The sequence below is a fragment of the Kitasatospora phosalacinea genome, from assembly GCF_030268885.1.
Classification (GTDB): Bacteria; Actinomycetota; Actinomycetes; order Streptomycetales; family Streptomycetaceae; genus Kitasatospora; species Kitasatospora phosalacinea_C.
Window position 1 is genome coordinate 73,850 of sequence record NZ_BSSA01000032.1, and the last position, 23,862, is coordinate 97,711.

Sequence of the window (23,862 nt, forward strand, 5' to 3'; positions counted from 1 at the left end):
GGGCGCCCTCCGCCGCAGGCTCGTGCCCAGCTCGGGGGAACGATCACCCCGGCGATCGTGGTAGTTTCGTTGAGCGGGAGTCACCGTTGTATGCTCTCCCGGTTGCCTGGAGCACCCCGGGCTAGTGACAAGTACCTGATCTGAAGTCTTGGAGTGACTCCTGTGGCTGCCAACTGTGACGTCTGCGGCAAGGGCCCGGGCTTCGGCAACAGCATCTCCCACTCGCACCGCCGCACCCCCCGTCGTTGGAACCCCAACATCCAGACGGTGCGCGCTGTGATCGGGCGGACGCCGAAGCGGCTCAACGTCTGCACCTCGTGCATCAAGGCCGGTAAGGTCTCGCGCTGACGCGCAGACCGGTACGCCGGTCACCATCTTTTCCCGAAAGCCGACCACACCCCTCCGGGGACTGCGGTCGGCTTTCGGCTTTTCCACCCAGGGCTTCGGGGAAGTCCTCGGCAGACCAGCATGCCCCGTCAGGGGCTCGGGGAACGGCGAGTCCGAGCTGCTGACGGCCGGAGCCCACCGAGGTGTCCGTGCTGCTCCGGGCCGCAGGAACAGAGCCCGGAGCCACCGCACGCACCGCCGGCAGCCCCGGGCCCGCCGCTCCCGGGCCCCTGACGGCTAGCTCCGGGCCTGCCAGAAGTGGTCCACCGGCCCGATGCCGGAACCGAGCGCGAAGCCGTGCGCGATCGCGCCGGTGACGTACGCCTTGGCGCGGGCGACGGCGAGCGGCACCGGGTCGCCGAGGGCGAGCTGCGCGGCGATCGCGCTGGCGAGGGTGCAGCCGGTGCCGTGGGTGTGGCGGTTGTCGTGGCGGGGGGCGCGGTACCAGTGGGCCTCGCCGTCGGGGCCGAGCAGCAGGTCGGCGGCCTCGCCCTCCAGGTGGCCGCCCTTGACCAGGGCCCAGTCGGGCCCGAGCTCGCGCAGGGCCTTCGCGGCGTCGAGCATCCCGTCCTCGCCGGTGACGGTGATCCCGGTGAGCTGGGTCACCTCGTGCAGGTTGGGGGTGGCAAGGGTGGCGACCGGGAGGAGCCGCTCGCGGAGGGTGGTGACGGCGTCCGCGGCGAGCAGGGCGTCGCCGTGCTTGGAGACGCCGACCGGGTCGACGACGACGGGGGCGGGGGCGTCGGCGAGCAGCTCGGCGACGGTCTCGACGAGTTCGACGGAGGCGAGCATGCCGGTCTTGACGGCCTGGACGCCGATGTCGTCGACGACGCTGCGGTACTGGGCGCGGACGGCTTCGGCGGGCAGCTCCCAGTAGCCCTGGACGCCGAGCGAGTTCTGCGCGGTGACGGCGGTGATGACGCTCATGCCGTGGACGCCGAGGGCGAGCATGGCCTTGAGGTCGGCCTGGATGCCCGCACCGCCGCCGCTGTCGGAACCGGCGACGGTGAGGACTCGGGGCGGGGCGGCGGCGAAGGTGCTCATGCGCCCCAACCTACCGACCCCGCCCGGCGGGTCAGAGCACGGCCTCGGATTCCGTCCAGCGGTCCTGCGGGACGGTCTTGAGCTGGACGACGGCGTCGGCGATCGGGGTGAGGTGGATCTCGGTGCCGCGCAGCGCGGTGAAGTGCCCGTAGGCGCCCTTGTGGACGGCTTCGACGGCGTGCCAGCCGAAGCGGGTGGCGAGGACCCGGTCGAGGGCGGTGGGGGTGCCGCCGCGCTGGGTGTGGCCGAGGATGACCGGCCGGGCCTCCTTGCCGAGCAGGTTCTCCAGTTCGACGGCGAGCCGGGTGCCGATGCCGCCGAAGGTCTGGTGGCCGAACTGGTCGACCTGGCCGTGCTCGAAGCGCAGCGTGCCGGGCAGCGGCTGGGCGCCCTCGGCGACGGCGATGATGGCGAACTTCTTGCCGCGCCGGAAGCGCTCCTCGATCATCCGGGCGACGGCCTCGATGTCGAAGGGCTTCTCGGGGATGAGGATGCCGTGGGCGCCGCCGGCCATGCCCGCGGTGAGGGTGATCCAGCCGGTGTGGCGGCCCATCAACTCGACGACCATCACCCGCTGGTGGGACTCGGCGGTGGTCTTGAGCCGGTCGATGGCCTCGGTGGCGACGTGCACGGCGGTGTCGAAGCCGAAGGTGACGTCGGTGGCGTCGATGTCGTTGTCGATGGTCTTGGGGACGGCGACGACGGGCAGTCCGGCGTCGCTGAACAGCTTGGCGGCGGTGAGGGTGCCCTCGCCGCCGATCGCGATCAGTGCGTCGATGCCGAGGTTCGCGGCGAGCTGCTTCGAGTTCTCGACAGCCCAGCGGATCTTCTCGCGCTGCACCCGGGCGGAGCCGAGGACGGTGCCGCCGAGGGTGAGCAGGCCGGTGACGTCCTCGTGCGAGACGGGCCGGGCGCGGCCCTCGATCAGGCCGAGGAAGCCGTCCTCGATGCCGAGGATCTCGTCGCCGTGCACGTCGGTGCCGCGGTGCACGATGGAGCGGATGACCGCGTTGAGGCCGGGGCAGTCGCCGCCGCTGGTGAGAACGCCGATTCGCATGGTGGCTGTGCTCCTGCTCCTGGGGGTGCGCCCCCGCGTACGTAGGTGGACCGGACCGTCGACGCTGTCGGTCCGCCCGACAGTGGCAACCCTACGCGCTCGGGGGCCGTACCAGCCGGTAGCCGTCCGGCCCGGTGGGCGGCTGCTCCGGAGCGGGCTACTGCTCGGCGAAGTGGTCCCAGCCCGCGGTGCGGTCCCAGGGGGCGCCGTCGACGGTGACGGTGCCGCCGCGGCCGGGGCGGGCGGTGCGGACCACCTCGCCGATGACCCGCCAACGGGCGGGCAGCGCCGCGGACTTGGGGAAGGTCGCGACGATCGCGTGGTCCTCGCCGCCGGACAGCACCCACACCAGCGGGTCGACGCCGACCGCCTGCCCGATGTCGGCCATCTGCGCGGGCACGTCGAAGTCGGCGGCGTGCAGGTCGATGTCCACGTCGCTGGCCCGGGCGACGTGGCCGAGGTCGGCGACCAGCCCGTCCGAGACGTCGACCATGGCGGTGGCGCCGAGCTCGCTGGCGGCGGGGCCCGCGTGGTACGGCGGTTCGGGGCGGCGGTGGGCCTCGACGAAGGCGCGCGGGGAGCGGAAGCCGCGCTGCAGGACGGTCAGCCCGGCGGCGGACCAGCCGAGCCAGCCGGTCACCGCGACCACGTCCCCGACCTGCGCGCCGGAGCGCACCACCGGGCGCCGGCCCTGCAGGTCGCCGAGCGCGGTGATGGCCAGCGTGATGGTGTCGCCGCGCACCACGTCGCCGCCGACCACGGTGGCACCGGCCACCTGGCACTCGTCGCGCAGCCCGTCCATCAGCTCGGTGGCCCAGGTGGTGGGCAGGTCGGCGGGGGTGACCAGGCCGAGCAGCAGGGCGGTCGGGACGGCGCCCATCGCGGCGATGTCGGCGAGGTTCTGCGCGGCGCACTTGCGGCCGACGTCGTACGCGGTGGACCAGTCGCGGCGGAAGTGCCGGCCCTCGATGAGCACGTCGGTGGTGGCGACCACCCGGCCGTCGGGCGCCTTGACCACGGCCGCGTCGTCGCCGGGCCCGAGCTCCACCGCCGGGGTCATCGGCAGCCGCGCGGTCAGCTCCCGGATGAGCCCGAACTCGCCGAGTTCGCCCACGGTCCCCTGCATCAGCCCGTCCTCCGCGTTCCCCGTTGTTGTCCGATAGGTGTGCGCCCCGTGTCGTGGGAGCCGCCGCCCCCGCGCGCAGCGTACGCCTTCCGGGGTCTCCCCCGTCCGCCCGGTCGCGCGGTAGCGTTGGTGATCAGACTGCCGGTCGCAACTCCCCCACCCAAGCCGCCTGGAGGTCCACCGTGGTGCAGGCGTACATCCTGATCCAGACCGAGGTGGGCAGGGCCACCGCGGTAGCCGAGTCCATCGCCAAGATCCCCGGGGTGATCACCGCCGAGGACGTGACGGGGCCGTACGACGTGATCGTCCGGGCCGAGGCGGAGTCGATCGACGAGCTGGGCCGCCTGGTGGTGGCCAACGTGCAGCAGGTCGAGGGCATCACCCGCACCCTGACCTGTCCGGTGGTGCGCCTGTAGGACGGCTTACCATCGTGCGGTGGCCACCCGTGACCTGCTGAACCGCCTGCCCGCCCCGGTGCGCTGGCTGGCGCCGCCCGCCGTGCTGCTGGCCTGCACGGCGGGGCTGGTCGCGTCCTGGAGCGGCGATCCGGACGTCACCCCGCCGGTGCCGTCCGCGGAGGCCGCGCAGTACTGCCGGGCGCTGGACGCGGCGCTGCCCGCCGAGGTGCTGGGGCACGCCCGGAAGGACCCCTCCCCGGCCTCCCCGTACACCGCGGCCTGGGCGTCCTCCCCGCGCACCGTGCTGACCTGCGGCGGGGAGCGGCCGGAGTTCCTGGACGACGGCACCCGCACCGGCCCGTGCGTCAACGAGGTGAGCTGGGGCGTGACCGAGGACGGCGACGGCGGCTACCGCTTCGCGACCGGGCTGCGCAAGGCGTACGTGGTGGTGGAGGTCCCGGCGGGCGCGTACGGCAACTACGCGGACCCGCTGGGCTCGCTGGCCGACGCCGTCCGGTCGACCGTCCCGACCTGGGACGGGAAGGCCGACTCGGGCTGCCTGGACGGGACCTCCTGAGCGGCTGAGCCCTAGCGCAGGCCGGTGGAGCGGCGCAGCGCGGCGGTCAGCAGGCGGTCGATCAGCTCGGCGTAGGGGACGCCGGTGGCCTCCCACATCTTGGGGTAGGCCGAGATGGGGGTGAAGCCGGGCATGGTGTTGACCTCGTTGACCATCCAGCGGCCGTCGGGCAGCAGGAAGAAGTCGACCCGGGCCAGGCCCTCGCAGCCGAGGCCCTCGAACACCTCGACGGCCTGGCGGCGGATCTCGTCCTGCTCGGCGGCGGTGAGGTCGGCGGGGATGCGCACCTCGGAGGAGTCGATGTACTTGGCCTCGAAGTCGTAGAACTCGAAGTCGCCGTCGACCAGCACCTCGGCGGCCACCGAGGCGCGCGGACCGTCCTCGAACTCCAGCACGCCGCACTCGATCTCGCGGCCCTCGACGCCCTTCTCCACGATCACCTTGGGGTCGTGGCGGCGGGCCTCCTCGACCGCGGCGTCCAGGTCGGCGAGGTCCTTGACCTTGGTGATGCCGATCGAGGAGCCGGCCCGGCAGGGCTTGACGAACAGCGGCAGGCCGAGCGCGGCGATCCGGCCGCGGGCGGCCTCGCGGCCCGCCTCGGACTCCCACTCGCGCGGCTTGACCACCGTGTACTCGCCCGCGTACAGGCCGAGCGACTCGATGATCCGCTTGGTGAACTCCTTGTCCATGCCGACCGCGGAGGCCAGCACGCCGGAGCCGACGTAGGGCACGCCGGAGAGCTCCAGCAGGCCCTGCAGGGTGCCGTCCTCGCCCCACGGGCCGTGCAGCAGCGGGAGCACCACGTCGACCTCGCCGAGGACCTTCGGCGCGGCGCCGGGCTCGCTCCACACCACCTCGCGGCTGCCGGGGGCCAGGGGCAGCGCGACCTGGCCCTCGGCGGACTCGGCGACCTGGTCGACGTCGGGCATCCGGCCGTCGGTGATGGCCATCCGGGACGGTTCGTCGCCGACCAGGGCCCAGCGGCCCTCGTGGGTGATGCCGATCGGCAGCACCTCGTACTTGCTGCGGTCGATCGAGCGCAGCACGCTGGCGGCGGTGACCACGGACACGCCGTGCTCGGAGCTGCGGCCGCCGAAGACGATCGCGACGCGCGGCTTGGCCGCCTGGTTCGGGGAGGACTGTTCGATGCTCATATCGGCGTTGAGACTACCGTCCGATTCCGGTCAGCGGCGTTCAGGCTTGGCCGAACGGGCCATCAAGCCCTTCAGCACCTCCTGGGGCGGCCGGCCCCTGTGCACCACGTCCACCACGGCCTCGACGATCGGCATGTCCACCCCGTTGCGCCGGGCCAGGTCGAGCACCGACTCGCAGGACTTCACGCCCTCCGCGGTCTGGCTGGTGGCGGCGACGGTCTCGGCCAGCGTCATGCCGCGGCCCAGGTTGGTGCCGAAGGTGTTGTTCCGGGACAGCGGCGAGGAGCAGGTCGCCACCAGGTCGCCCATCCCGGCCAGGCCCGCGAAGGTGTGCGCGTCGGCGCCCAGCACCAGGCCCAACCGGGTGGTCTCGGCCAGCCCGCGGGTGATCAGCGTCGCCTTGGTGTTGTCGCCCAGCCCCATGCCGTTGGCCATGCCGACCGCCAGGCCGATCACGTTCTTCACCGCGCCGCCCAGCTCGCAGCCCACCACGTCGGTGTTGGTGTACGGGCGGAAGTACGGGGTGTGGCAGGCCTTCTGGAAGCGCTTGGCGACCTCCTCGTCGGTGCAGGCCACCACGGTCGCGGCGGGCTGCCGGTTGGCGATCTCGCCGGCCAGGTTCGGGCCCGACACCACCACGACCCGCTCCGGGCCGACCCCGGCGACCTCGGTGATCACCTCGCTCATCCGCTTGACGGTGCCCAGCTCGACGCCCTTCATCAGGCTCACCAGCGCCGTCTGCGGCTCGATCAGCGGCGCCCAGAGCGCGAGGTTGTCGCGCAGCGTCTGGGACGGCACCGAGAGCACCGCGAAGTCCGCCCCGGCCAGCGCCTCGGCGGCGTCGGTGGTGGCCCGGATGCCCGCCGGCAGGGTCAGCTCCGGCAGGTAGTCCCGGTTGACGTGCTCCCGGTCGATCGCCTCGACCAGCTCCGGGCGGCGGCCCCACAGGGTCACCTCGCAGCCCGCGTCGGCCAGGATCATCGCGAAGACGGTGCCCCAGGAACCCGTCCCCATCACCGCGCAGCGGGTCACCGGCCGCCCTCCTCGACGGCGCGCCCGCCCTCGGCCCGGGCCGCGGCGGCCCGTTCCCGGGCGGCCTTGCGCATGTCGTAGCGCTCCTTCGGGGCCTGCTCGCCGCGGATGTCCTCCAGCACGGCGGTGATCGCGGCCATGATGTCGTCGGTGGCGTCCTTCAGCACCTGGGCGGTGATCTCCTGGCCCCGGTAGCGGCTCAGGTCGACCGCGGGGCCCGCCGCGACGACCACCTTGTGCCGCGGGAACAGCCGGTACTTGCCCTTGCCCTTCCCGTACGGCGGGATGATCTCGTGCGCGCCCCAGTGCGCCACCGGGATCACCGGCGCGCCCGTCATCAGCGCGACCCGGGCCGCGCCGCTCTTGCCGGTCATCGGCCAGAGGTCCGGGTCCCGGGTGAGGGTGCCCTCCGGGTAGAACTGCACGCACTGGCCGCCGTTGACCGCGTCGATCGCGGCCCGGAACGCCTCGGCGGCGTCGGTGGACTCCCGGAACACCGGGATCTGGCCGGTCTTGCGGAGCATGAAGCCGATGAACGGCACCGAGAACAGCGAGGACTTGGCGAGGATCCGGGGCGGGCGGCCCGAGTTGTACTGCCAGTGCGCGTAGAACACCGGGTCGATCACCGAGTTGTGGTTCACCGCGGCGATGAACCCGGACTTCTCGGGCAGGTGCTCCCAGCCGCGCCACTCCGCCTTTGCCAGGGCGTTGGTCACCGGCTTCACGAGCACCGCCGCGAAGCGGTACCAGATCCCGTAGTCGGCGTTTCCGAACCTGGCGTTAGAGCGGCGGGCCACCCCTGGCTCCTCTTCACTCGTGCGGCGCCCCGTACTGCGCCGCGGTCTCTCCTCGCCGGGACCGACCAGCGGCTCCGAGGCGCCGACCAGTCTCGCCCGGGAGCCGAGCCTGTGTCGAGCTGCCACCACCGCCACCGGTCGACCGGCCCCGCCCGCCGCCCCGGGCGCCCGGGACACGCTGGCCAGGCCGCCCCGGCCGACGCCACAATGGCGCCGATGACAGAGGACACCGTACGCCCCGCCGCCGTCGGGCCGACCGCCCCGGTCCGGACGCACCCCGCGGGGGCCGGGCTGCGGCTCGGCTGGTCGGTGGTGGTGCCGGTCAAACCGCTCGCCGGGGCGAAGAGCCGGCTCTCCGCGCTGGGCCCGCTGCGGCCCCGGCTCGCCCTCGCGTTCGCGCTCGACACCGTCGCCGCCGCGCTGGCCTGCCCGCTGGTCGGCCGCGTCCTGGTGGTCACCCGGGACGTGCGCGCCGCCGCGGAGCTGCGTGCGCTGGGGGCCGACGTCCTGGACGACGAGCCGGGCGGCCTCAACCCCGCGCTGGCGCACGGAGCCGCGACCGCCCACCGGCGCCACCCCCGCTCCCCCGTCACCACCCTCTCCGCGGACCTGCCCGCGCTCCGGCCCGCCGAGCTCGCCCGGGTGCTGGCCGCGGTGCCCGCGCACGGCCGGGCCTTCCTCGCCGACGCCCCCGGCACCGGCACCGTGCTGCTCGCCGGACCGCCCGGCGAACCGCTGCACCCCGCCTTCGGACCGGGCTCCCGGGACGCCCACCTGGCGGGCGGCGCCACCGAGCTGCTGCTCCCCGACGCCCCCTCCGTCCGCCGTGACGTCGACACCCCCGCGGACCTGGCCGCCGCCCGCCTGCTCGGCCTCGGCCCGGCCACCGCGGCCCTGCTCCGAAGCCCTATGCTGGCCCCCATGCAGGCCACCGCGTTCACGTACGACCCGACGACCCGCTCCGGCTCGGTCCTGCTCGACGACGGCACGCCCGTCCCCTTCGACGCACCGGCCTTCGACGCCGGCGGCCTGCGGCTGCTCCGGGCCGGTCAGCGGGTGCGGATCCGCACCACCGGCGAGGGCGCCGACCGCCGGGTGGTCTTCCTCACCCTGCAGACCTTCCCGGACCCGGAAGCCGACTGACCTCCCCTCAGGCGCTCCACCGCCCCGGCTCCGGCCCGAACCGGCCGCCGCGGCCGCCCAGCCCCTCCAGCCGCAGCGCGGTGACCTCCGGCGAGTCGACCAACGCGAGCGGGGCGGCCACCCGTTGGGGCCGCCCGCCGCCGCCGGGCAGCACCCGGATCAGCCGCGTCCGGCCGAGCAGCGCGAAGCCGAGCTGCAACCGGCCGTCCCGCGCCAGGAAGGCCTCGGTGCGCTCGACCGCGCCGGGGCCGAGGAAGTAGCGGTAGGCCTCGTACTGCGTCCAGCCCAGCGGCAGGGTGTTGAGCGTCTGCCAGAGCGAGGACAGCGCGGTGGCGAGGGCGGGGAAGGAGGTCGGCTCGGTGATCCCCTCGATGCCGACGGTGTAACCGGGCGGCGTGCTCTTCACGGTGGCTCCTGGGGTGGGTCGAATTCGGCCCAGACGGTGTGGGTGCGCGCGCGGTAGCGGTGTCCGTAGCGGTCGGCCCGGGCGAGGACCTGTAGGACCGTCATGTGGTCGTGCTCCTCCGGCTCCCCGGGGAGCTCGGCCTCCACCCGGTAACCGCCCCCGGGCAGCTGGATGATCCTGGCTTCGGCCCCCGTGGCCGCAGCGAGCCTGGACGCAAGGTCGAACACCCTCGTGCTTCGCACGCCACGCCGCTCCCCGAAGTTGACCGGTCACTCACTGTGAAACTAAGTCATTAGATTCCACCTGATGCATTAGATTGTCAAGCTGATTCGCCCGCCCTGCCGCCCGCCGGCAGGTCTCGCCCTCGCCGGGAGGCACCAGATGCCCTCACAGGACCCGCCGTACCTCCGCATCGCGGACCACCTGCGCCGCCGGGTGACGGCCGGGGAGTGGGCGGTCGGCGAGCGGCTGCCGTCCCGGGCGAAGCTGGCCGAGAGCTACGGCGTGGGGCCGAACGTGCTGCAGCGGGCGCAGGAGGTGCTCATCGGCGAGGGCCTGCTGGAGGGCCGGACCGGCTCGGGCACCTACGTCCGCGAGCCGGTCCCCCGGCTGCCGCTGGTGCGCACCCGGGCGCCCGGCGAGTTCCCCGGCGAACCGGCGCCGGAGGGCGAGTGGGAGTCGGAGACCTGGGCCCTCACCCCCGCCCCGGAGGCGGTGGCCCACCGCCTGCGGATCGAGCCCGGCGACCTGACGGCGCACACCCGGTACGAGTTCAAGCTGGACCACAGGGTCCTCCAACTCGCCGAGTCCTGGGAGCCGATGGCCGTCACCGCCGGCACCCCGGCGACCCTCCCCCGCTACGGCCCGTGGCACCGCCGGAGCGTGGTGGAGCGGATGGCCCGGATCGGGGTGCGGGTGGTGCGTGCGCTGGAGCGGCCGCGCCCCGCCCGGGCGACGCCGGAGCAGGCCGCGCTGCTGGGGATCTCCACCGGCGACGCGCTGACCGTGATCGAACGGACCTACCTGGACGACTCCGGACGGCCGGTGGAGACCGCGGATCTGGTGATTCCGGATTCCCGCTGGGAGATCTGCTACGAGCTCCCGGTGGACGGCCCGGAGTAATTCCCGGCCGGTCCCGCGCTTTTCCCCCGGCCCGGCGGCGGGGTGACGGCGCGTCGCCCCGATGCCCCGTCAACCCGGCGCGGCCCCGTCCGTCCGCGCCCCGGGGCGGACGGAATCCGCACCGGCCCGTTCGGCCGAACGGGTGACGGAGGCTCAACCGGACCGCCCCGGGCCGGGAACGGAGAAGGCCGCGCCGGTCCGCCCCGGGGAGGTCCCGGGCGGGCCGACGCGGCCGGTGCCCCGGTGCCGGACGGGCCGGCGCCGGGTGCGGGCGACTACTTGGCGGTGGACTTGCGCGCGGTGGTGGTCTTCCGCGTGGCGGTCTTCTTCGCCGGAGCGGTCTTCTTGGCGGTGGCGGTGGCCTTCTTGGCGGCCGCCGCGGTGGTGGTCTTCTTCGCCGCGGTGGTCGCCTTCTTGGTGGCGGCCGCGCTGGTCTTCTTGGCCACCGCGGTCTTGGCGGTGGTGGCCTTCTTGACCGCGGTCTTGGCCGGGGCCGCCTTCTTGGCCGCGGTGGTCGCGGTCTTCTTGGCGGCGGTCTTCTTGGTCGCGGTGCTGCCCGCGGCGGCGGCGCGCTTGGTCGCGGCGCGCTTGGCGGCCGGGGTGGCGGCCACGCCGGACTTGCCCGGGGTGAGCGAGCCCTTGGGCGCCTTCTTGACCGACGGGCCCTCCTTCGGCAGCTTCTTGCTGCCGGAGACGAGGTCCTTGAAGCCCTGGCCGGGGCGGAACCGCGGAACCGCGGTCTTCTTGACCTTGACCCGCTCGCCGGTCTGCGGGTTACGGGCGAAGCGCGCCGAGCGCTCCACCTTCTCGAAGGTGCCGAAACCGGTGACCGAGACGCGGTCACCCGCCACGACGGCACGCACCATGGTGTCGAGCACTGCGTCGACGGCCTCTGCGGCAGCCTTGCGACCGCCCAGCTGCTCGGCCACCGCTTCGACAAGCTGAGCCTTGTTCACGTCTTCCCCTTCGGAAACGGGCGCCGGATGATTCCATCCGTTCTTTTCGCACGTTAGGTATGTATCTGCGGACTTTCAATTACCAAACGCGTGAATCACCCTAGTGTCGCAATGGATTTGCGCATGGAGGTGCTCACCGGGGAGGCATCCGCCCCTCGTCGAGGTCCTGCACAAAGCGACTCAACCGCCGTGCCGCCTCCGGGAGATCGCGCTTCGCGGTCTCGGTGACGATCAGCAGTTGTCGGGTGAGAGCGGTCTTTGCGTCCGTCGACACGTTCAGCGCGTGAACGCGGGCGTGGGCTTGCTTCAACCGCTCGGCCACCAGTGCGTAGAGCAGGGTGACTTCCGAGTCGGCAGCACCGTCCTGACCGTCCCCGGACGCCGGTTGGCCGTCCTGGCACGGGGGTTCGGGACTGTGGTGCATGCAACGATTGTGCCATCTGTGCGGAGTTGCGCTACACCAGGGTCTATTCCCGGCTGACGAACTCCCCTGCGAACAACGAAGACCCGCCCCGGAGGGGGGCGGGTCTTCGTTGTCGGTCCGTCAGAAAGCGGTGCCTCAGGCGACCGGCTGGGTCCGCGGCTTGTAGGACGGCCGCTTCGCCTCGAACGCGGCGATGTCGCCCTCGTTCTGCAGGGTGATGCTGATGTCGTCCAGGCCGTTCAGCAGCCGCCAGCGCACGTTGTCGTCCAGCTCGAACGGGGCGGTGACGCCCTCGGCCCGGACCTCGCGGGCCTCCAGGTCGACGGTGATCTCGGCGGTCGGGTCGGCCTCGGTCAGCGCCCAGAGCCGCTCCACGGTCTCCTGCGGCAGGACCACCGTCAGCAGGCCGTTCTTCAGCGAGTTCCCGCGGAAGATGTCGGCGAACCGGGAGGAGATGACGGCCTGGAAGCCGTAGTTCTGCAGCGCCCAGACGGCGTGCTCGCGGGACGAGCCGGTGCCGAACTCGGGGCCGGCCACCAGGACGGTGGCGCCCTTGCGCTCGGGCTGGTTCAGGACGAAGGACTCGTCCTTACGCCAGGCCTCGAACAGGCCGTCCTCGAAGCCGGAGCGGGTGACCTTCTTCAGCCAGTGCGCCGGGATGATCTGGTCGGTGTCCACGTTCGAACGGCGCAGCGGGACGGCGCGGCCGGTGTGGGTGGTGAACTTCTCCATGGCTCAGACCTCCACGGCCACGTTGTCGGTCAGGTCCGCGGGGGCGGCCAGACGGCCCACCAGCGCGGTGGCGGCGGCCACCTGGGGGGAGACCAGGTGGGTGCGGCCGCCCTTGCCCTGGCGGCCCTCGAAGTTGCGGTTCGAGGTGGAGGCGCAGCGCTCGCCCGGGGCCAGCTGGTCCGGGTTCATGCCCAGGCACATCGAGCAGCCCGCGTGCCGCCACTCGGCGCCTGCGGCGGTGAAGACCTTGTCCAGGCCCTCCTCCACGGCCTGCAGGGCGACCCGGACCGAGCCCGGGACGACCAGCATGCGCACGCCCTCGGCGATCCGCCGGCCGTCCAGGATGGCCGCGGCGGCCCGCAGGTCCTCGATCCGGCCGTTGGTGCAGGAGCCGACGAACACGGCGTCGACCTTGACCTCGCGCAGCGGGGTGCCGGCCTCCAGGCCCATGTACTTCAGGGCGTTCTCGGCGGCGATCCGCTCCTGCGGGTCCGCGAAGTCCGCCGGGTCCGGCACGTTCGCGCCCAGCGGCGCGCCCTGGCCCGGGTTGGTGCCCCAGGTGACGAACGGGGTCAGCTCGGCCGCGTCGATGAACACCTCGGCGTCGAAGACCGCGTCCTCGTCGGTGGCCAGGGTCTCCCAGTAGGCGACCGCGGCGTCCCAGTCCTCGCCCTGCGGGGCGTGCGGGCGGCCCTGCAGGTAGTCGAAGGTGGTGCGGTCCGGGGCGATCATGCCGGCCCGGGCGCCCGCCTCGATGGACATGTTGCAGATCGTCATCCGGGCCTCCATGGAGAGGCTGCGGATCGCCGAACCGCGGTACTCCAGGACGTAGCCCTGGCCGCCGCCGGTGCCGATCTTCGCGATCACGGCCAGGATCAGGTCCTTGGCGGTGACGCCCTCGGGCAGCTCCCCCTCGACCGTGATCGCCATGGTCTTGAACGGGGCCAGCGGCAGGGTCTGGGTGGCCAGCACGTGCTCGACCTGGCTGGTGCCGATGCCGAAGGCCAGCGCGCCGAAGGCGCCGTGGGTGGAGGTGTGCGAGTCGCCGCAGACCACGGTCATGCCCGGCTGGGTCAGGCCCAGCTGCGGGCCGACCACGTGGACCACGCCCTGCTCGACGTCGCCCAGCGAGTGGATGCGCACGCCGAACTCCTCGGCGTTCTTGCGCAGCGTCTCCAGCTGGACCCGGGAGACCGGGTCGGCGATCGGCTTGTCGATGTCCAGGGTCGGGGTGTTGTGGTCCTCGGTCGCGATCGTCAGATCGGTCCGGCGCACCGGGCGCCCGGCCAGCCGGAGGCCGTCGAACGCCTGCGGGCTGGTCACCTCGTGCAGCAGGTGCAGGTCGATGTAGAGCAGGTCGGGCTCGCCCTCGGCGCGCCGGACGACGTGGTCGTCCCAGACCTTCTCTGCGAGTGTCCGTCCCATCGGATTCCCTCCAGCCGGCCGCTCTGCCGGCCTTCTCGTGATCGTCGAGGTCTTGTCCCGTGCCGCCCTGTGAGGCTCGCTTGGAGTCGCGACCTGCACGCCGGACCGTCCAGGATCCGGACACCCTGGTGGAGTGCCGTCCTGGGTGTCTCCCGGGCTGCTGACTCCAAGAGTGGCGCTTTTCTCGGAAGATTGAACTTGCGTCTCGCTGATTGAGACTGCAGTATCGAGACATGGACAACACTAGCGGCGTCGGCGTTCTCGACAAGGCCGCTCTGGTGCTCAGCGCACTGGAGTCGGGCCCCGCCACGTTGGCGGGGCTGGTCGCCGCCACCGGTCTGGCACGGCCCACGGCCCACCGACTCGCCGTCGCACTCGAACACCACCGCCTCGTCACCCGCGACATGCAGGGCCGCTTCATCCTCGGCCCCCGCCTCGCCGAACTCTCCGCCGCCGCGGGCGAGGACCGCCTGCTGGCCGCCGCCGGCCCGGTCCTCACCCACCTGCGGGACGTGACGGGCGAGAGCGCCCAGCTCTACCGCCGCCAGGGCGAGATGCGGATCTGCGTGGCCGCCGCCGAGCGCCTCTCCGGCCTGCGCGACACCGTGCCGGTCGGCTCCACCCTCCCGATGAAGGCCGGCTCCGCCGCCCAGGTCCTGCTCGCCTGGGAGGAGCCCGAGCGCCTGCACCGCGGCCTCCAGGGCGCCCGCTTCACCGCCACCGCCCTCAGCGGCGTCCGCCGCCGCGGCTGGGCGCAGTCCATCGGCGAGCGCGAGCCCGGCGTCGCCTCGGTCTCCGCCCCCGTCCGCGGTCCCTCCAACCGCGTCGTCGCCGCCGTCTCCGTCTCCGGGCCCATCGAGCGCCTCACCCGCCACCCCGGCCGGATGCACGCCCAGGCCATCATCGAAGCCGCGAACCGCCTCACCGAGGCCCTCCGTCGCACCTGAACGACCCCGTGGCACCACGATGCCCTCCCGCCCGACGGCGGGAGGGCATCGCCGCATCGGGGCGGGGAGGAGAGGGGGGAAGGCCGCGCGCACGCGGGGGTGGAGGTGCCGGCTCCCGGGGGGACGCACGGGAGGCGGGTGGACGGGGGCGGACATGCAAAAAGCCCCGGTTTCCCGGAGCTCGTGCAGTGAGTTTCTTGGCTGGGGTACCAGGACTCGAACCTAGACTAAATGAACCAGAATCACTCGTGCTGCCAATTACACCATACCCCAAAAGTACCCCCGACCGGATTCGAACCGGCGCTACCGCCTTGAGAGGGCGGCGTGCTAGGCCACTACACAACGGGGGCCCGAATGAGTGAGTACCCCCGACCGGATTCGAACCGGCGCTACCGCCTTGAGAGGGCGGCGTGCTAGGCCACTACACAACGGGGGCGGGACTCATTCGCTTTGCAATTGTCAAGAATTGCGTACCCCCGACCGGATTCGAACCGGCGCTACCGCCTTGAGAGGGCGGCGTGCTAGGCCACTACACAACGGGGGCTCACTGCAGATGTGCTGCGCTGGGGTACCAGGACTCGAACCTAGACTAACTGAACCAGAATCAGTCGTGCTGCCAATTACACCATACCCCACCAGAGTTCAACCCCTCTGCGGGGTCTTCCTCGGTGTCTTGCGCCTCCCTGCCCGGGCGGCGCAGAAAGAACATTACCCGACGCCCCGCCCCGCTCCAAAATCGATAACCGCAGGCAGCGCGCCGGACACCTGCGGGCCAGGTCAGCGACACGGCCAGCAGGTGCCGGGAGGGGGCCCGGGAGGCGGCTCAGGAGGCCGGGAGGAGCTCCAGGGCGGCGCGCAGGCGACGGAGCGTCTCCTCGCGGCCGAGCAGTTCCATGGACTCGAACAGCGGCGGGGAGACCCGGCGGCCGGTGACCGCGACCCGCAGCGGGGTGAAGGCGAACTTGGGCTTGATGCCCAGGCCGTCGACCAGGGCCTCGCGCAGGGCGGCCTGGATCGGGTCGGGGGTGAAGTCGGGCAGCGCGGTGAGCGCCCGGACCGAGGCCTCCAGGACCGGACGGGCGTCCGCGGTGAGGGCCTTGGCGGCGTCCTCGGGGTCGACGGTGAAGTCGGCGGGGTCGACGAACAGGAAGCCGGCCATGGTGACGATCTCGGAGAGGACGACCATCCGCTCCTGGGTGAGCGGCGCGACCTTGGCGAGCAGGTCGAGCTGCTCGGCGGTGGGCTCGGCCGGGAGCAGGCCGGGGGCCTGCAGGTAGGGCACCAGGCGCCTGACGAACTCCTCGGGGGCGAGGCGGCGGACGTGCTCGGCGTTGATGTGCTCGGCCTTCTTGAGGTCGAAGCGGGCCGGGTTGCCGTTGACGTCGTCGATGTCGAAGGCGGCGACCATCTCGTCGATGTCGAAGATGTCGCGGTCCTCGGCGAGCGACCAGCCCAGCAGGGCCAGGTAGTTGAGCAGGCCCTCGGGGAGGAAGCCGCGCTCGCGGTAGAGGTTGAGCGAGGCCTGCGGGTCGCGCTTGGAGAGCTTCTTGTTGCCCTCGCCCATCACGTACGGCAGGTGGCCGAACTGCGGGGTGGTGCCGTTGCCGACGCCGATCTCGGCGAGGGCGGCGTAGAGGGCGATCTGACGGGGCGTCGAGGAGAGCAGGTCCTCGCCGCGCAGGACGTGGGTGATCTCCATCAGGGCGTCGTCGACCGGGTTGACCAGGGTGTACAGCGGGGCGCCGTTGGCCCGGACGATGCCGTAGTCGGGGACGTCCTTCGGGTCGAAGGAGATCGGGCCGCGCACCAGGTCGTCGAAGGCGAGGGTGGTGTCGGGCATCCGGAAGCGGAGGATCGACGGGCGGCCCTCCGCCTCGTAGGCGGCCCGCTGCTCGGCCGTCAGGTCGCGGCAGTGGCCGTCGTAGCCGGAGGGCCGGCCGGCGGCGCGGGCGGCCTCGCGGCGGGCGTCGAGCTCCTCGGTGGTGCAGTAGCAGGGGTAGGCGTGGCCGGCCTCGCGCAGGCGCTTCGCGACGTCCGCGTAGACGTCCATCCGCTGCGACTGGCGGTAGGGGGCGTGCGGGCCGCCGACCTCGGGGCCCTCGTTCCAGTCGAAGCCGAGCCAGCGCATGGCGTCGAGCAGCTGCTGGTACGACTCCTCGGAGTCGCGGGCCGCGTCGGTGTCCTCGATGCGGAAGACCAGGGTGCCGCCGTTGTGCCGGGCGTAGGCCCAGTTGAACAGGGCGGTGCGGACCAGGCCGACGTGCGGGTTGCCGGTCGGGGAGGGGCAGAAGCGGACCCGGACGGCGGGGTTCTTCTTCTCTGACACGCTTGCTGCTTCCTTCATCGCTTGACGACCTTGTTGGAGAGGGTGCCGATGCCTTCGACGGAGACGGCGACCTCGTCGCCGACGCTCAGCGGGCCGACGCCCGCGGGGGTGCCGGTGAGGATGACGTCGCCGGGGAGCAGCGTCATCGCCTCGGAGACGTGCACGATCAGCTCGGCGACCGAGCGGACCATCTGGGAGGTGCGGCCGGCCTGGCGGAGCTCGCCGTTGACGGTGCAGGTGACGGCCAGGTCGGCGGGGTCGAGGTCGGTCTCGATCCAGGGGCCGAGCGGGCAGGAGGTGTCGAAGCCCTTGGCGCGGGCCCACTGGCCCTCGCGCTGCTGCACGTCGCGGGCGGTGACGTCGTTGGCGCAGGTGTAGCCGAAGACCACCTCGGGGACGCGCTCCAGCGGCACCTCGCGGCACATCCGGCCGATCACCACGGCGAGTTCGGCCTCGTGCTGCACGTCCGAGGAGAACGGCGGGTAGGCGATCGACTCGGTGGGGCCGATGACGGCGGTGGAGGGCTTGAAGAACGTCAGCGGGACGGCGGGGACCTCGTTGCCCAGCTCGGCGGCGTGCGCGGCGTAGTTCCGGCCGACGGCGACGATCTTGCTGGGGAGCATCGGGGCCAGCAGCCGGACGTCCTGCAGGCGGTGGGTCTCGCCGGTCGGCTGGGGGGTGCCGAAGGGGTGCCCGGCCAGGGTGTGGACCACCAGCGAGTCGGGTTGCGCGGCATCCCCCTCGATGATTCCGAAGGAGACCGAGCCCGCCGCGGGGCTCCCTTCGCGGACGGAGAACCTGGCGATACGCACAGCCCTGCAACCTCTCGGTTCGTCGGCCGTCCGGACGCTCCCGGACGGCTGCCGAGCCCGCAGTACCGGGCCCGGCTGGTGCCACCAGGTTATCGAGGCGGGGGTCAGTCCCGCGGCAGGCGGGGGGCCGGGGCGGTCATCAGGACCGTGCGGCGCGGGTTGGCCGTGCTGGCGGGGAGCTCGGTGGCGTACGCCCGCCGGGTGCGGCCGGACGCGAAGCCCGGGAGCTGGGAGAAGTCCGCGACGGAGGCCAGGGTGGTGCGGCGCGGGTTGGCCGTGGAACGGGTGGCCTCGGTGGTCGTCTCGGACATTTGCGTCAGCACCCTTGTTTCGCTCGAACGGACTTTTGCACGGGCCCGCCGCTGGGCAGGCTCCGATCAACCCTGTCAGGTTAGGGAGCCCATTCCACAGCGGCCGTGACCAAAGCTACACATCGAGCTGTGATTTTGCTCACAATTACCGGAGCAAAGGGCGCGTAGGCGGCGATTCGGGACCAATGGCGAAATCCACCATTGCGGATATCCCGGACATTCCACGCACAACCCGATCTTCCCGTTCGTTGACCGGGTCATGTCGAGTGTCCGAAAAGGACCGTATTCCGGGGCGGATGCGCCACGCAACGTGAGGCCCCGCGCGCGGAGGGTGGCCCAGGACACCGTGTCGTAACGGCCCTTGTTGGACTTCCCCCGCTGTGCTGGAATGCCACGGAAAAACTCGACACCGCCCTATCTCCGCCCGGCGGGGAAGGGCGCCCGGTCCAGAGGTTGCGACGCCAGTGCAGGGACGTTTCAAGAGGGGCAGCGGCGCCGCGGGTGACCCGGAGTCGCGCGAGCCCGTGGCCGGCCCCCACCAGGCGGCACCGGCGACGACGGGCCACGGAGAGCGGCCGTACGGCGCTCCCGCCGAGCCCGCCGCCGAGAGCGGTGCGCAGGGCGCGAACGCCGCGCCGCAGGAACGGGTCGACGACAGGTCGGCCGACAAGAAGAGCAAGCGGGCCAGGCTCCGCGGCACGCTCACCCGCCGCCGCGCGACCGGCCTGAGCCGCTTCGCCATGCGCAACTGGCGAATCCGCACCCGCCTGATCGCCCTGCTCTTCCTGCCCGTGATCGTGGCGCTCGTCCTCGGCGGCCTGCGCGTGCAGAGCTCGATGGAGAACTCCCGCGAGCTCTCCCAGATGAGCGACCTGGCCGAGCTGGCCCGGAGCGCGACCGACCTGGCCCACGCCCTGCAGACCGAGCGCGACATCTCCGCCGGTCCGCTGGCGGCCGGCGGCACCGCGGCCGCCGACAAGGAGATCACCAAGGCGCAGAGCGACACCAACGCGCTCTCCAAGAAGTTCACCGCCGCGGCCGACAAGTTCGACAACCTCGACCTGGCCGGTTCCAAGACCCTGCTGCTGCAGGTCCGCCGCGACCTCAACAGCCTCTCCGGCGCCCGCACCGGCGCGTTCCGGGACCCGAAGAACATCCAGGCGACGATCACCAACTACGACGCGATCATCGTCGACCTGCTCGGCGCCACCCAGGACATCGCGGTCACCTCGAACTCCTCCGAGCTGATCACGGCCACCCGCTCGCTGTACCAGTTCTCGCTGTCCAAGGAGTACACCTCCATGCAGCGTGCGCTGATCTCCGCGGCGCTGGCCAACCCCGCGGGCCCCGACCTCTCCTCGTCCGACGAGACCTTCGGCATCCGGCTGATGAACTCCGAGGACAACGCCACCCAGAACTTCACCGCGATCTACGGCGAGGGCGCGGCCCGCTCGCTGCGCTCCGCGATGAGCTTCAACAAGGTGATCGCCGAGGCCGACCGGTTCTCCAAGGCCGTCCTCACCCCCAACGGCATCAAGCAGACCGACGACGTCAGCTACCAGCAGTGGTACGAGGAGGCCACGGCCAAGATCACCGCCCAGCGGGCGATCGAGACCACCCTGCTGGCGAACCTGAACGGCAAGGCCCAGAAGCTCCAGTCCGACGCCGACACCGAGTCGGTGATCAACGCCTCGCTGGTCGCCCTGGTGCTCGTCGTCGCCATCGCCGGCGCCGCCCTGGTGGCCCGCTCGATGGTGCGCTCGCTGACCCGCCTGCAGACCTCCGCCGAGGACGTCGCCGAGCGCCGCCTGCCGGAGCTGGTCAAGACCCTCTCCGAGAGCGACCCGCAGGACGTCGACGTCACCGTCGAGCCGGTCGGCGTCGACTCCGCCGACGAGATCGGCCACGTGGCGCACGCGTTCGACATGGTGCACCGCGAGGCGGTCCGCCTGGCCGCCGAGCAGGCGCTGCTGCGCGGCAACATCAACGCGATGTTCACCAACCTCTCGCGCCGCAGCCAGGGCCTGATCCAGCGCCAGCTGTCGCTGATCTCCGAGCTGGAGAGCCGCGAGGCGGACCCGGACCAGCTGGCCTCGCTGTTCAAGCTCGACCACCTCGCGACCCGCATGCGCCGCAACGGCGAGAACCTCCTCGTCCTCGCGGGCGAGGACCCGGGCCGCCGCTGGACCCGCCCCGTCCCGCTGGTCGACGTGCTGCGCGCCGCCGCCTCCGAGGTGGAGCAGTACGAGCGCGTCGAGCTCGCCTCGGTGCCCACCGCCGAGGTGGCCGGCCGCGTCGTCAACGACCTCGTCCACCTGCTCGCCGAGCTGCTGGAGAACGCCACCTCGTTCTCCTCCCCGCAGACCCGGGTCCGGGTCACCGGCCACGCCCTGCCGGACGGCCGGGTGCTGATCGAGATCCACGACACCGGCATCGGCCTCTCCCCCGACGACCTCGCCGACATCAACGAGCGCCTCGCGAACCCGCCGGTCGTGGACGTCTCCGTCTCCCGCCGGATGGGCCTGTTCGTGGTCGGCCGGCTGTCCCTGCGGCACGGCATCCGGATCCAGCTCCGCCCGTCCGACTCCGGCGGCACCACCGCGCTGGTCATGCTGCCGGTCGACGTCACCAACTCCGCCGAGCGGCGCGGCAACCGGCCCGGTGCGGGCGCCGGTGCCGGTGCCGGTGCGGGCCAGCCCGGCGGCAAGCAGCAGCGCGGCCTGGCGCCGACGCCGCGCCAGCAGGGCCGTCCCGGGGGCGACCTGCCCGGCGGCGGGCGCACCGCGCTCGGCCAGGCGGGCCCGAACGACCCCGCGGGCCGTCCGCAGCTGGGCCAGGGCCCGGGCGGCGGCAGCCCCGACCTGTTCTCCCCCGCCGGGTCCTCCGGCCCGTCCGCGCCGCGGCGCGTGCCGGGCGGTCCCGGGGGTCAGGGCGCGCCCGGCGGCCAGCCGGGCGACGGCGGGTTCGGCCCGGGCGGCGCGTTCGGCACCGGCCCGGCCCAGGGCGGCCGCTCCGGTGGGCTGCCGACCCGTTCGGCGGGCCAGTCGCTGCGCGAGAACCCGGTGGCGCCGGGCGGACCGGGGCCGTCGGCCCCGGCCGGTCCGGGTGCGGGTGCGCCGGGCGCGGGCGGGCTGCCGCCCCGCCGGGTGCCGGGTGCCTCGGGTGCGCCGGGCCTGCAGGGCGGTCCGGGCGGCGGTCTGCCGCCGCGGCGTCCGCAGCCGGGCCAGCAGGGGCAGCCGGGCCAGCCGCCGCAGGGCGGTCCGCAGGGGCCGCGCCGTCCGCAGGGCCCGCAGGCTCCGCAGGGCGGTCCGCAGCAGGGCCAGCAGCAGCGTCCGTTCGGCGAGCCGACCCAGCACGGGCGGGCCGAGCAGCCGCAGCGGCGTCCGCTGCCGCAACAGCCGGGCGCGCCGATCGAGGCGGCGCCGGGCGACCAGTCCGGCCTGTTCGGGCGGCCGCGGTTCGAGGCGTCCGACATCGACCCGCGCGACCCGCTGGGCCTCGGCCTGGTGGAGCCGGTGCTGCCGGACCCGGTCGGCCAGGGCGTCCCGCCGCTGCCGCCGCAGGCCCAGCAGCAGCCGCCGCAGCAGCAGTTCGCGGAGCGTCCGCAGCCGATGGCGCTGCCGACCGCCGGTGAGCGGCCGGCCGGTCCGGTGCAGGGCCAGGAGCAGCTCCGGTCGCGTCCGTACCAGCCGCAGCGTCCCGGCACCTCCGCGCCGGGCTTCGTCCAGCAGTCCCCGCAGCAGGCGCCGCAGGCCGAGCGGCAGCGTCCGCAGGGCCAGCCCGGTCAGCCGGGCCAGGGCCTGCCGCCGCGTCCGACCGGTCCGCAGGGCGGTGCGCCGCAGGGTGCCCCGCAGCAGCGTCCGGCCGGTCCGCAGGGCCAGCCGGGCCAGCCCGGCCAGGGCCGTCCGTTCCCCGGCCAGGGGCAGGGCCCGGGCCAGGGGCAGCGTCCGGCGGCGCCGTTCGGCGGTGCTCCGGCGGGCGGCGCGGTGGACCCGCAGGGCGATCCGGACGCGCCGTGGCGCCCGTCGGCGAACGACGAGCGCTGGCGGCGGGCCGAGCAGATGCGCGAGCCGCAGACCAACGGCCTGACCACCTCGGGGCTGCCTCGCCGCACCCCGCAGGCCAACCTGGTCTCCGGCAGCGCCGAGGCCAGCCCGCTGACCGGACCCCAGGTCTCGCGCAGCCCGGAGGAGGTGCGCGGTCGGCTGACCAACCTGCGCCGCGGCATCCAGCAGGGCCGCCAGGCGGGCACGCAGCAGTCGGGCTTCGGCGGTCCCGGGTCGCAGCAGCGGCCTGGCTTCGACTTCGGCGGGACGTCCGAGGGCTACCGGGGAGCCCGGGGCGGGCGGTCCGACGTCGATGGCAACAACGGCTTCGGCCCCGAGCACCAGGAGCGTTGAGTTGATCCAGATGAGCCAGGCCGCACAGAACCTGAACTGGCTGATCACCAATTTCGTGGACAACACCCCCGGGGTGTCCCACACGGTGGTGGTCTCCGCCGACGGTCTGCTGCTGTGCATGTCCGAGGGCTTCCCCCGGGACCGCGCCGACCAGCTGGCCGCCGTCGCCTCCGGCCTCACCTCGCTGACCTCGGGCGCGAGCCGGATCTTCGAGGGCGGCGAGGTCAACCAGACCGTCGTGGAGATGGAGCGCGGCTTCCTGTTCCTGATGGCGATCAGCGACGGTTCCGCGCTCGCGGTCCTCGCCTCGCCGGACTCCGACATCGGCCTGATCGGTTACGAGATGGCCCTGTTGGTCGACCGGGCCGGCGCGGTGCTCACGCCGGCCCTGCGGGCCGAGCTCCAGGGCAGTCTCCTGCACTGACGGTCGGGTCCGACCCGTCCCGACTCCTTCGCACCACCCTCACCGTGCCGGACCCTCACCCGACCCCGGGTCCGGCACTTCACCCCAGGTCTTCGCCGTACGGTGGCTGACAGCCCGTCAGTCAACGGCCCAGCGGGCTCCGGCCGCGAACGACTGCAGCACAAGGAGGACGCATGACCCCGCCCCCGACACCCGCCGGCGCGTACGGCAACGGGTACGGAAACGGCTACGGCGGCCAGCAGGCCGGCGGGTACGGCGGCCAGCAGTCGGACGGCTACGAGCAGCAGCCGCTGGTCCGCCCGTACGCGATGACCGGCGGACGCACCCGGCCCCGCTACCAGTTGGCCATCGAGGCGCTGATCTCGACCACCGGCACCGCCGCTCCGGGCGGGCTGCTCCCCGAGCACGCCCGCATCGTGTCGCTGTGCCGCGAGGTCAAGTCGGTCGCCGAGATCTCCGCGCTGGCAGGTGTCCCGCTCGGGGTCGCCCGCATCCTCGTTGCAGACCTGGCGGAAGCCGGTCTGGTCGCCATCCACCAGCCCGCCGCCGCGGGCGAGTCGGGCGGTACGCCTGACGTCACGCTGCTCGAAAGGGTCCTCAGTGGACTTCGCAAGCTCTAACGCGGCCGCCGCCCCCAGCCGCGCCACCACCTCCGCCAAGATCGTCGTCGCGGGCGGCTTCGGCGTGGGCAAGACGACGCTCGTCGGCGCGGTCTCCGAGATCAACCCCCTGCGTACCGAAGCCGTCATGACCTCGGCCTCCGCCGGCATCGACGACCTCAGCCACGTCTCCGGCAAGACGACCACCACCGTCGCCATGGACTTCGGCCGCATCACCCTCGACGAGGACCTCATCCTCTACC

25 protein-coding genes and 5 tRNA genes are annotated in these 23,862 nt (G+C 73.0%); 10 read left to right on the top strand and 20 right to left on the bottom strand.

The window, feature by feature from the left end; all coding sequences use genetic code 11:
- The first annotated feature begins 162 nt into the window (after positions 1–162).
- On the top strand, positions 163–348 hold the full coding sequence (gene rpmB, locus QSK52_RS32445; RefSeq protein ID WP_014138233.1) for a 50S ribosomal protein L28: 186 nt from the start codon (positions 163–165) through the stop codon (positions 346–348).
- A gap of 276 nt (positions 349–624) precedes the next feature.
- On the opposite strand, the gene thiD is transcribed toward rpmB, so the two are convergent.
- The 3 genes from thiD to QSK52_RS32460 all read right to left on the bottom strand — a co-directional run bounded on the left by thiD (position 625) and on the right by QSK52_RS32460 (position 3,614).
- Complete coding sequence (gene thiD / locus QSK52_RS32450; RefSeq protein ID WP_285739813.1) at positions 625–1,431, bottom strand: bifunctional hydroxymethylpyrimidine kinase/phosphomethylpyrimidine kinase; 807 nt, start codon at positions 1,429–1,431, stop codon at positions 625–627.
- 31 nt (positions 1,432–1,462) lie between these two features.
- On the bottom strand, positions 1,463–2,488 hold the full coding sequence (locus QSK52_RS32455; RefSeq protein ID WP_285739814.1) for a 6-phosphofructokinase: 1,026 nt from the start codon (positions 2,486–2,488) through the stop codon (positions 1,463–1,465).
- A 157-nt stretch (positions 2,489–2,645) separates the two neighbouring features.
- Complete coding sequence (locus QSK52_RS32460) at positions 2,646–3,614, bottom strand: thiamine-phosphate kinase (RefSeq protein WP_285739815.1); 969 nt, start codon at positions 3,612–3,614, stop codon at positions 2,646–2,648.
- 182 nt (positions 3,615–3,796) lie between these two features.
- Between QSK52_RS32460 and QSK52_RS32465 the strand changes: the two genes are divergently transcribed.
- Complete coding sequence (locus tag QSK52_RS32465; RefSeq protein ID WP_285739816.1) at positions 3,797–4,030, top strand: Lrp/AsnC family transcriptional regulator; 234 nt, start codon at positions 3,797–3,799, stop codon at positions 4,028–4,030.
- A gap of 19 nt (positions 4,031–4,049) precedes the next feature.
- Positions 4,050–4,589, top strand: coding sequence for a DUF3515 domain-containing protein (locus QSK52_RS32470; protein WP_285739817.1), 540 nt, complete (start codon positions 4,050–4,052; stop codon positions 4,587–4,589).
- A gap of 11 nt (positions 4,590–4,600) precedes the next feature.
- Here the strand turns inward: QSK52_RS32470 and QSK52_RS32475 are convergent, their stop codons facing one another.
- Genes QSK52_RS32475 through QSK52_RS32485 form a run of 3 tightly spaced genes read right to left on the bottom strand, consistent with a single transcriptional unit; the run spans position 4,601 to position 7,572 of the window.
- Positions 4,601–5,743, bottom strand: coding sequence for a D-alanine--D-alanine ligase family protein (locus tag QSK52_RS32475; RefSeq protein ID WP_285739818.1), 1,143 nt, complete (start codon positions 5,741–5,743; stop codon positions 4,601–4,603).
- Positions 5,744–5,773: 30 nt separating this feature from the next.
- Positions 5,774–6,757, bottom strand: coding sequence for an NAD(P)H-dependent glycerol-3-phosphate dehydrogenase (locus tag QSK52_RS32480; protein WP_285739834.1), 984 nt, complete (start codon positions 6,755–6,757; stop codon positions 5,774–5,776).
- Positions 6,758–6,771: 14 nt separating this feature from the next.
- On the bottom strand, positions 6,772–7,572 hold the full coding sequence (locus tag QSK52_RS32485) for a lysophospholipid acyltransferase family protein (protein ID WP_285739819.1): 801 nt from the start codon (positions 7,570–7,572) through the stop codon (positions 6,772–6,774).
- A gap of 216 nt (positions 7,573–7,788) precedes the next feature.
- Between QSK52_RS32485 and cofC the strand changes: the two genes are divergently transcribed.
- On the top strand, positions 7,789–8,715 hold the full coding sequence (gene cofC, locus QSK52_RS32490) for a 2-phospho-L-lactate guanylyltransferase (protein WP_435053417.1): 927 nt from the start codon (positions 7,789–7,791) through the stop codon (positions 8,713–8,715).
- A 7-nt stretch (positions 8,716–8,722) separates the two neighbouring features.
- Here cofC and QSK52_RS32495 read toward each other — a convergent pair whose 3' ends face one another.
- Positions 8,723–9,121 (bottom strand): hypothetical protein, encoded by a 399-nt coding sequence (locus tag QSK52_RS32495; RefSeq protein WP_285739820.1) that lies wholly within the window; start codon positions 9,119–9,121, stop codon positions 8,723–8,725.
- On the bottom strand, positions 9,118–9,363 hold the full coding sequence (locus tag QSK52_RS32500) for a hypothetical protein (RefSeq protein ID WP_285739821.1): 246 nt from the start codon (positions 9,361–9,363) through the stop codon (positions 9,118–9,120). Before QSK52_RS32500 ends, QSK52_RS32495 begins: the two co-directional genes overlap by 4 nt.
- A 139-nt stretch (positions 9,364–9,502) precedes the next feature.
- On the opposite strand from QSK52_RS32500, the gene QSK52_RS32505 reads away from it, so the two are divergent.
- Positions 9,503–10,243 (top strand): GntR family transcriptional regulator, encoded by a 741-nt coding sequence (locus tag QSK52_RS32505; protein WP_285739822.1) that lies wholly within the window; start codon positions 9,503–9,505, stop codon positions 10,241–10,243.
- A 275-nt stretch (positions 10,244–10,518) separates the two neighbouring features.
- Here QSK52_RS32505 and QSK52_RS32510 read toward each other — a convergent pair whose 3' ends face one another.
- From QSK52_RS32510 to leuC, 4 genes are all read right to left on the bottom strand, one after another.
- Positions 10,519–11,199: an HU family DNA-binding protein gene (locus tag QSK52_RS32510; protein ID WP_285739823.1), complete on the bottom strand. Its 681-nt coding sequence runs from the start codon at positions 11,197–11,199 to the stop codon at positions 10,519–10,521.
- 133 nt (positions 11,200–11,332) lie between these two features.
- Positions 11,333–11,623 carry a hypothetical protein gene (locus QSK52_RS32515; RefSeq protein WP_388034580.1) on the bottom strand — a complete coding sequence of 97 codons (291 nt, stop codon included), beginning with the start codon at positions 11,621–11,623 and terminating at the stop codon, positions 11,333–11,335.
- A gap of 135 nt (positions 11,624–11,758) precedes the next feature.
- The gene (gene leuD, locus QSK52_RS32520) at positions 11,759–12,355 is read right to left on the bottom strand and encodes a 3-isopropylmalate dehydratase small subunit (protein ID WP_285739824.1); all 597 of its coding nucleotides are present in this window, start codon (positions 12,353–12,355) and stop codon (positions 11,759–11,761) included.
- Between the two features lie 3 nt (positions 12,356–12,358).
- The gene (gene leuC, locus QSK52_RS32525) at positions 12,359–13,780 is read right to left on the bottom strand and encodes a 3-isopropylmalate dehydratase large subunit (protein WP_285739825.1); all 1,422 of its coding nucleotides are present in this window, start codon (positions 13,778–13,780) and stop codon (positions 12,359–12,361) included.
- Positions 13,781–14,013: 233 nt separating this feature from the next.
- On the opposite strand from leuC, the gene ndgR reads away from it, so the two are divergent.
- The gene (ndgR, locus tag QSK52_RS32530) at positions 14,014–14,727 is read left to right on the top strand and encodes an IclR family transcriptional regulator NdgR (protein ID WP_285739826.1); all 714 of its coding nucleotides are present in this window, start codon (positions 14,014–14,016) and stop codon (positions 14,725–14,727) included.
- 198 nt (positions 14,728–14,925) lie between these two features.
- On the opposite strand, the gene QSK52_RS32535 is transcribed toward ndgR, so the two are convergent.
- The 8 genes from QSK52_RS32535 to QSK52_RS32570 form a co-directional block, all read right to left on the bottom strand.
- Positions 14,926–15,000: transfer RNA gene (locus tag QSK52_RS32535), tRNA-Gln, on the bottom strand.
- A gap of 4 nt (positions 15,001–15,004) precedes the next feature.
- Positions 15,005–15,077 (bottom strand) — tRNA-Glu (locus QSK52_RS32540).
- Between the two features lie 13 nt (positions 15,078–15,090).
- Positions 15,091–15,163 (bottom strand) — tRNA-Glu (locus QSK52_RS32545).
- A gap of 35 nt (positions 15,164–15,198) precedes the next feature.
- A tRNA-Glu gene (locus tag QSK52_RS32550) sits at positions 15,199–15,271 on the bottom strand.
- Between the two features lie 19 nt (positions 15,272–15,290).
- A tRNA-Gln gene (locus tag QSK52_RS32555) sits at positions 15,291–15,362 on the bottom strand.
- 188 nt (positions 15,363–15,550) lie between these two features.
- A complete protein-coding gene (gltX, locus tag QSK52_RS32560) occupies positions 15,551–17,071 on the bottom strand; it encodes a glutamate--tRNA ligase (protein WP_285739827.1) in 1,521 nt (506 codons plus the stop codon).
- A complete protein-coding gene (locus QSK52_RS32565; RefSeq protein ID WP_285739828.1) occupies positions 17,068–17,865 on the bottom strand; it encodes a fumarylacetoacetate hydrolase family protein in 798 nt (265 codons plus the stop codon). The genes gltX and QSK52_RS32565 overlap by 4 nt, the downstream gene beginning before the upstream one ends.
- A gap of 104 nt (positions 17,866–17,969) precedes the next feature.
- Positions 17,970–18,176, bottom strand: coding sequence for a hypothetical protein (locus tag QSK52_RS32570; RefSeq protein ID WP_285739829.1), 207 nt, complete (start codon positions 18,174–18,176; stop codon positions 17,970–17,972).
- A gap of 524 nt (positions 18,177–18,700) precedes the next feature.
- On the opposite strand from QSK52_RS32570, the gene QSK52_RS32575 reads away from it, so the two are divergent.
- The 4 genes from QSK52_RS32575 to QSK52_RS32590 form a co-directional block, all read left to right on the top strand.
- Positions 18,701–22,576 (top strand): sensor histidine kinase, encoded by a 3,876-nt coding sequence (locus tag QSK52_RS32575; RefSeq protein WP_352230340.1) that lies wholly within the window; start codon positions 18,701–18,703, stop codon positions 22,574–22,576.
- A gap of 10 nt (positions 22,577–22,586) precedes the next feature.
- Entirely contained in the window at positions 22,587–23,000 is a 414-nt protein-coding gene (locus tag QSK52_RS32580) for a roadblock/LC7 domain-containing protein (RefSeq protein WP_285679288.1), read from the top strand.
- Between the two features lie 173 nt (positions 23,001–23,173).
- Positions 23,174–23,620: a DUF742 domain-containing protein gene (locus tag QSK52_RS32585; protein WP_176190137.1), complete on the top strand. Its 447-nt coding sequence runs from the start codon at positions 23,174–23,176 to the stop codon at positions 23,618–23,620.
- Positions 23,601–23,862, top strand: a 262-nt coding sequence (locus tag QSK52_RS32590; RefSeq protein ID WP_285739830.1) for an ATP/GTP-binding protein, incomplete at its 3' end; no start/stop codon positions are given. The genes QSK52_RS32585 and QSK52_RS32590, both read left to right, overlap by 20 nt.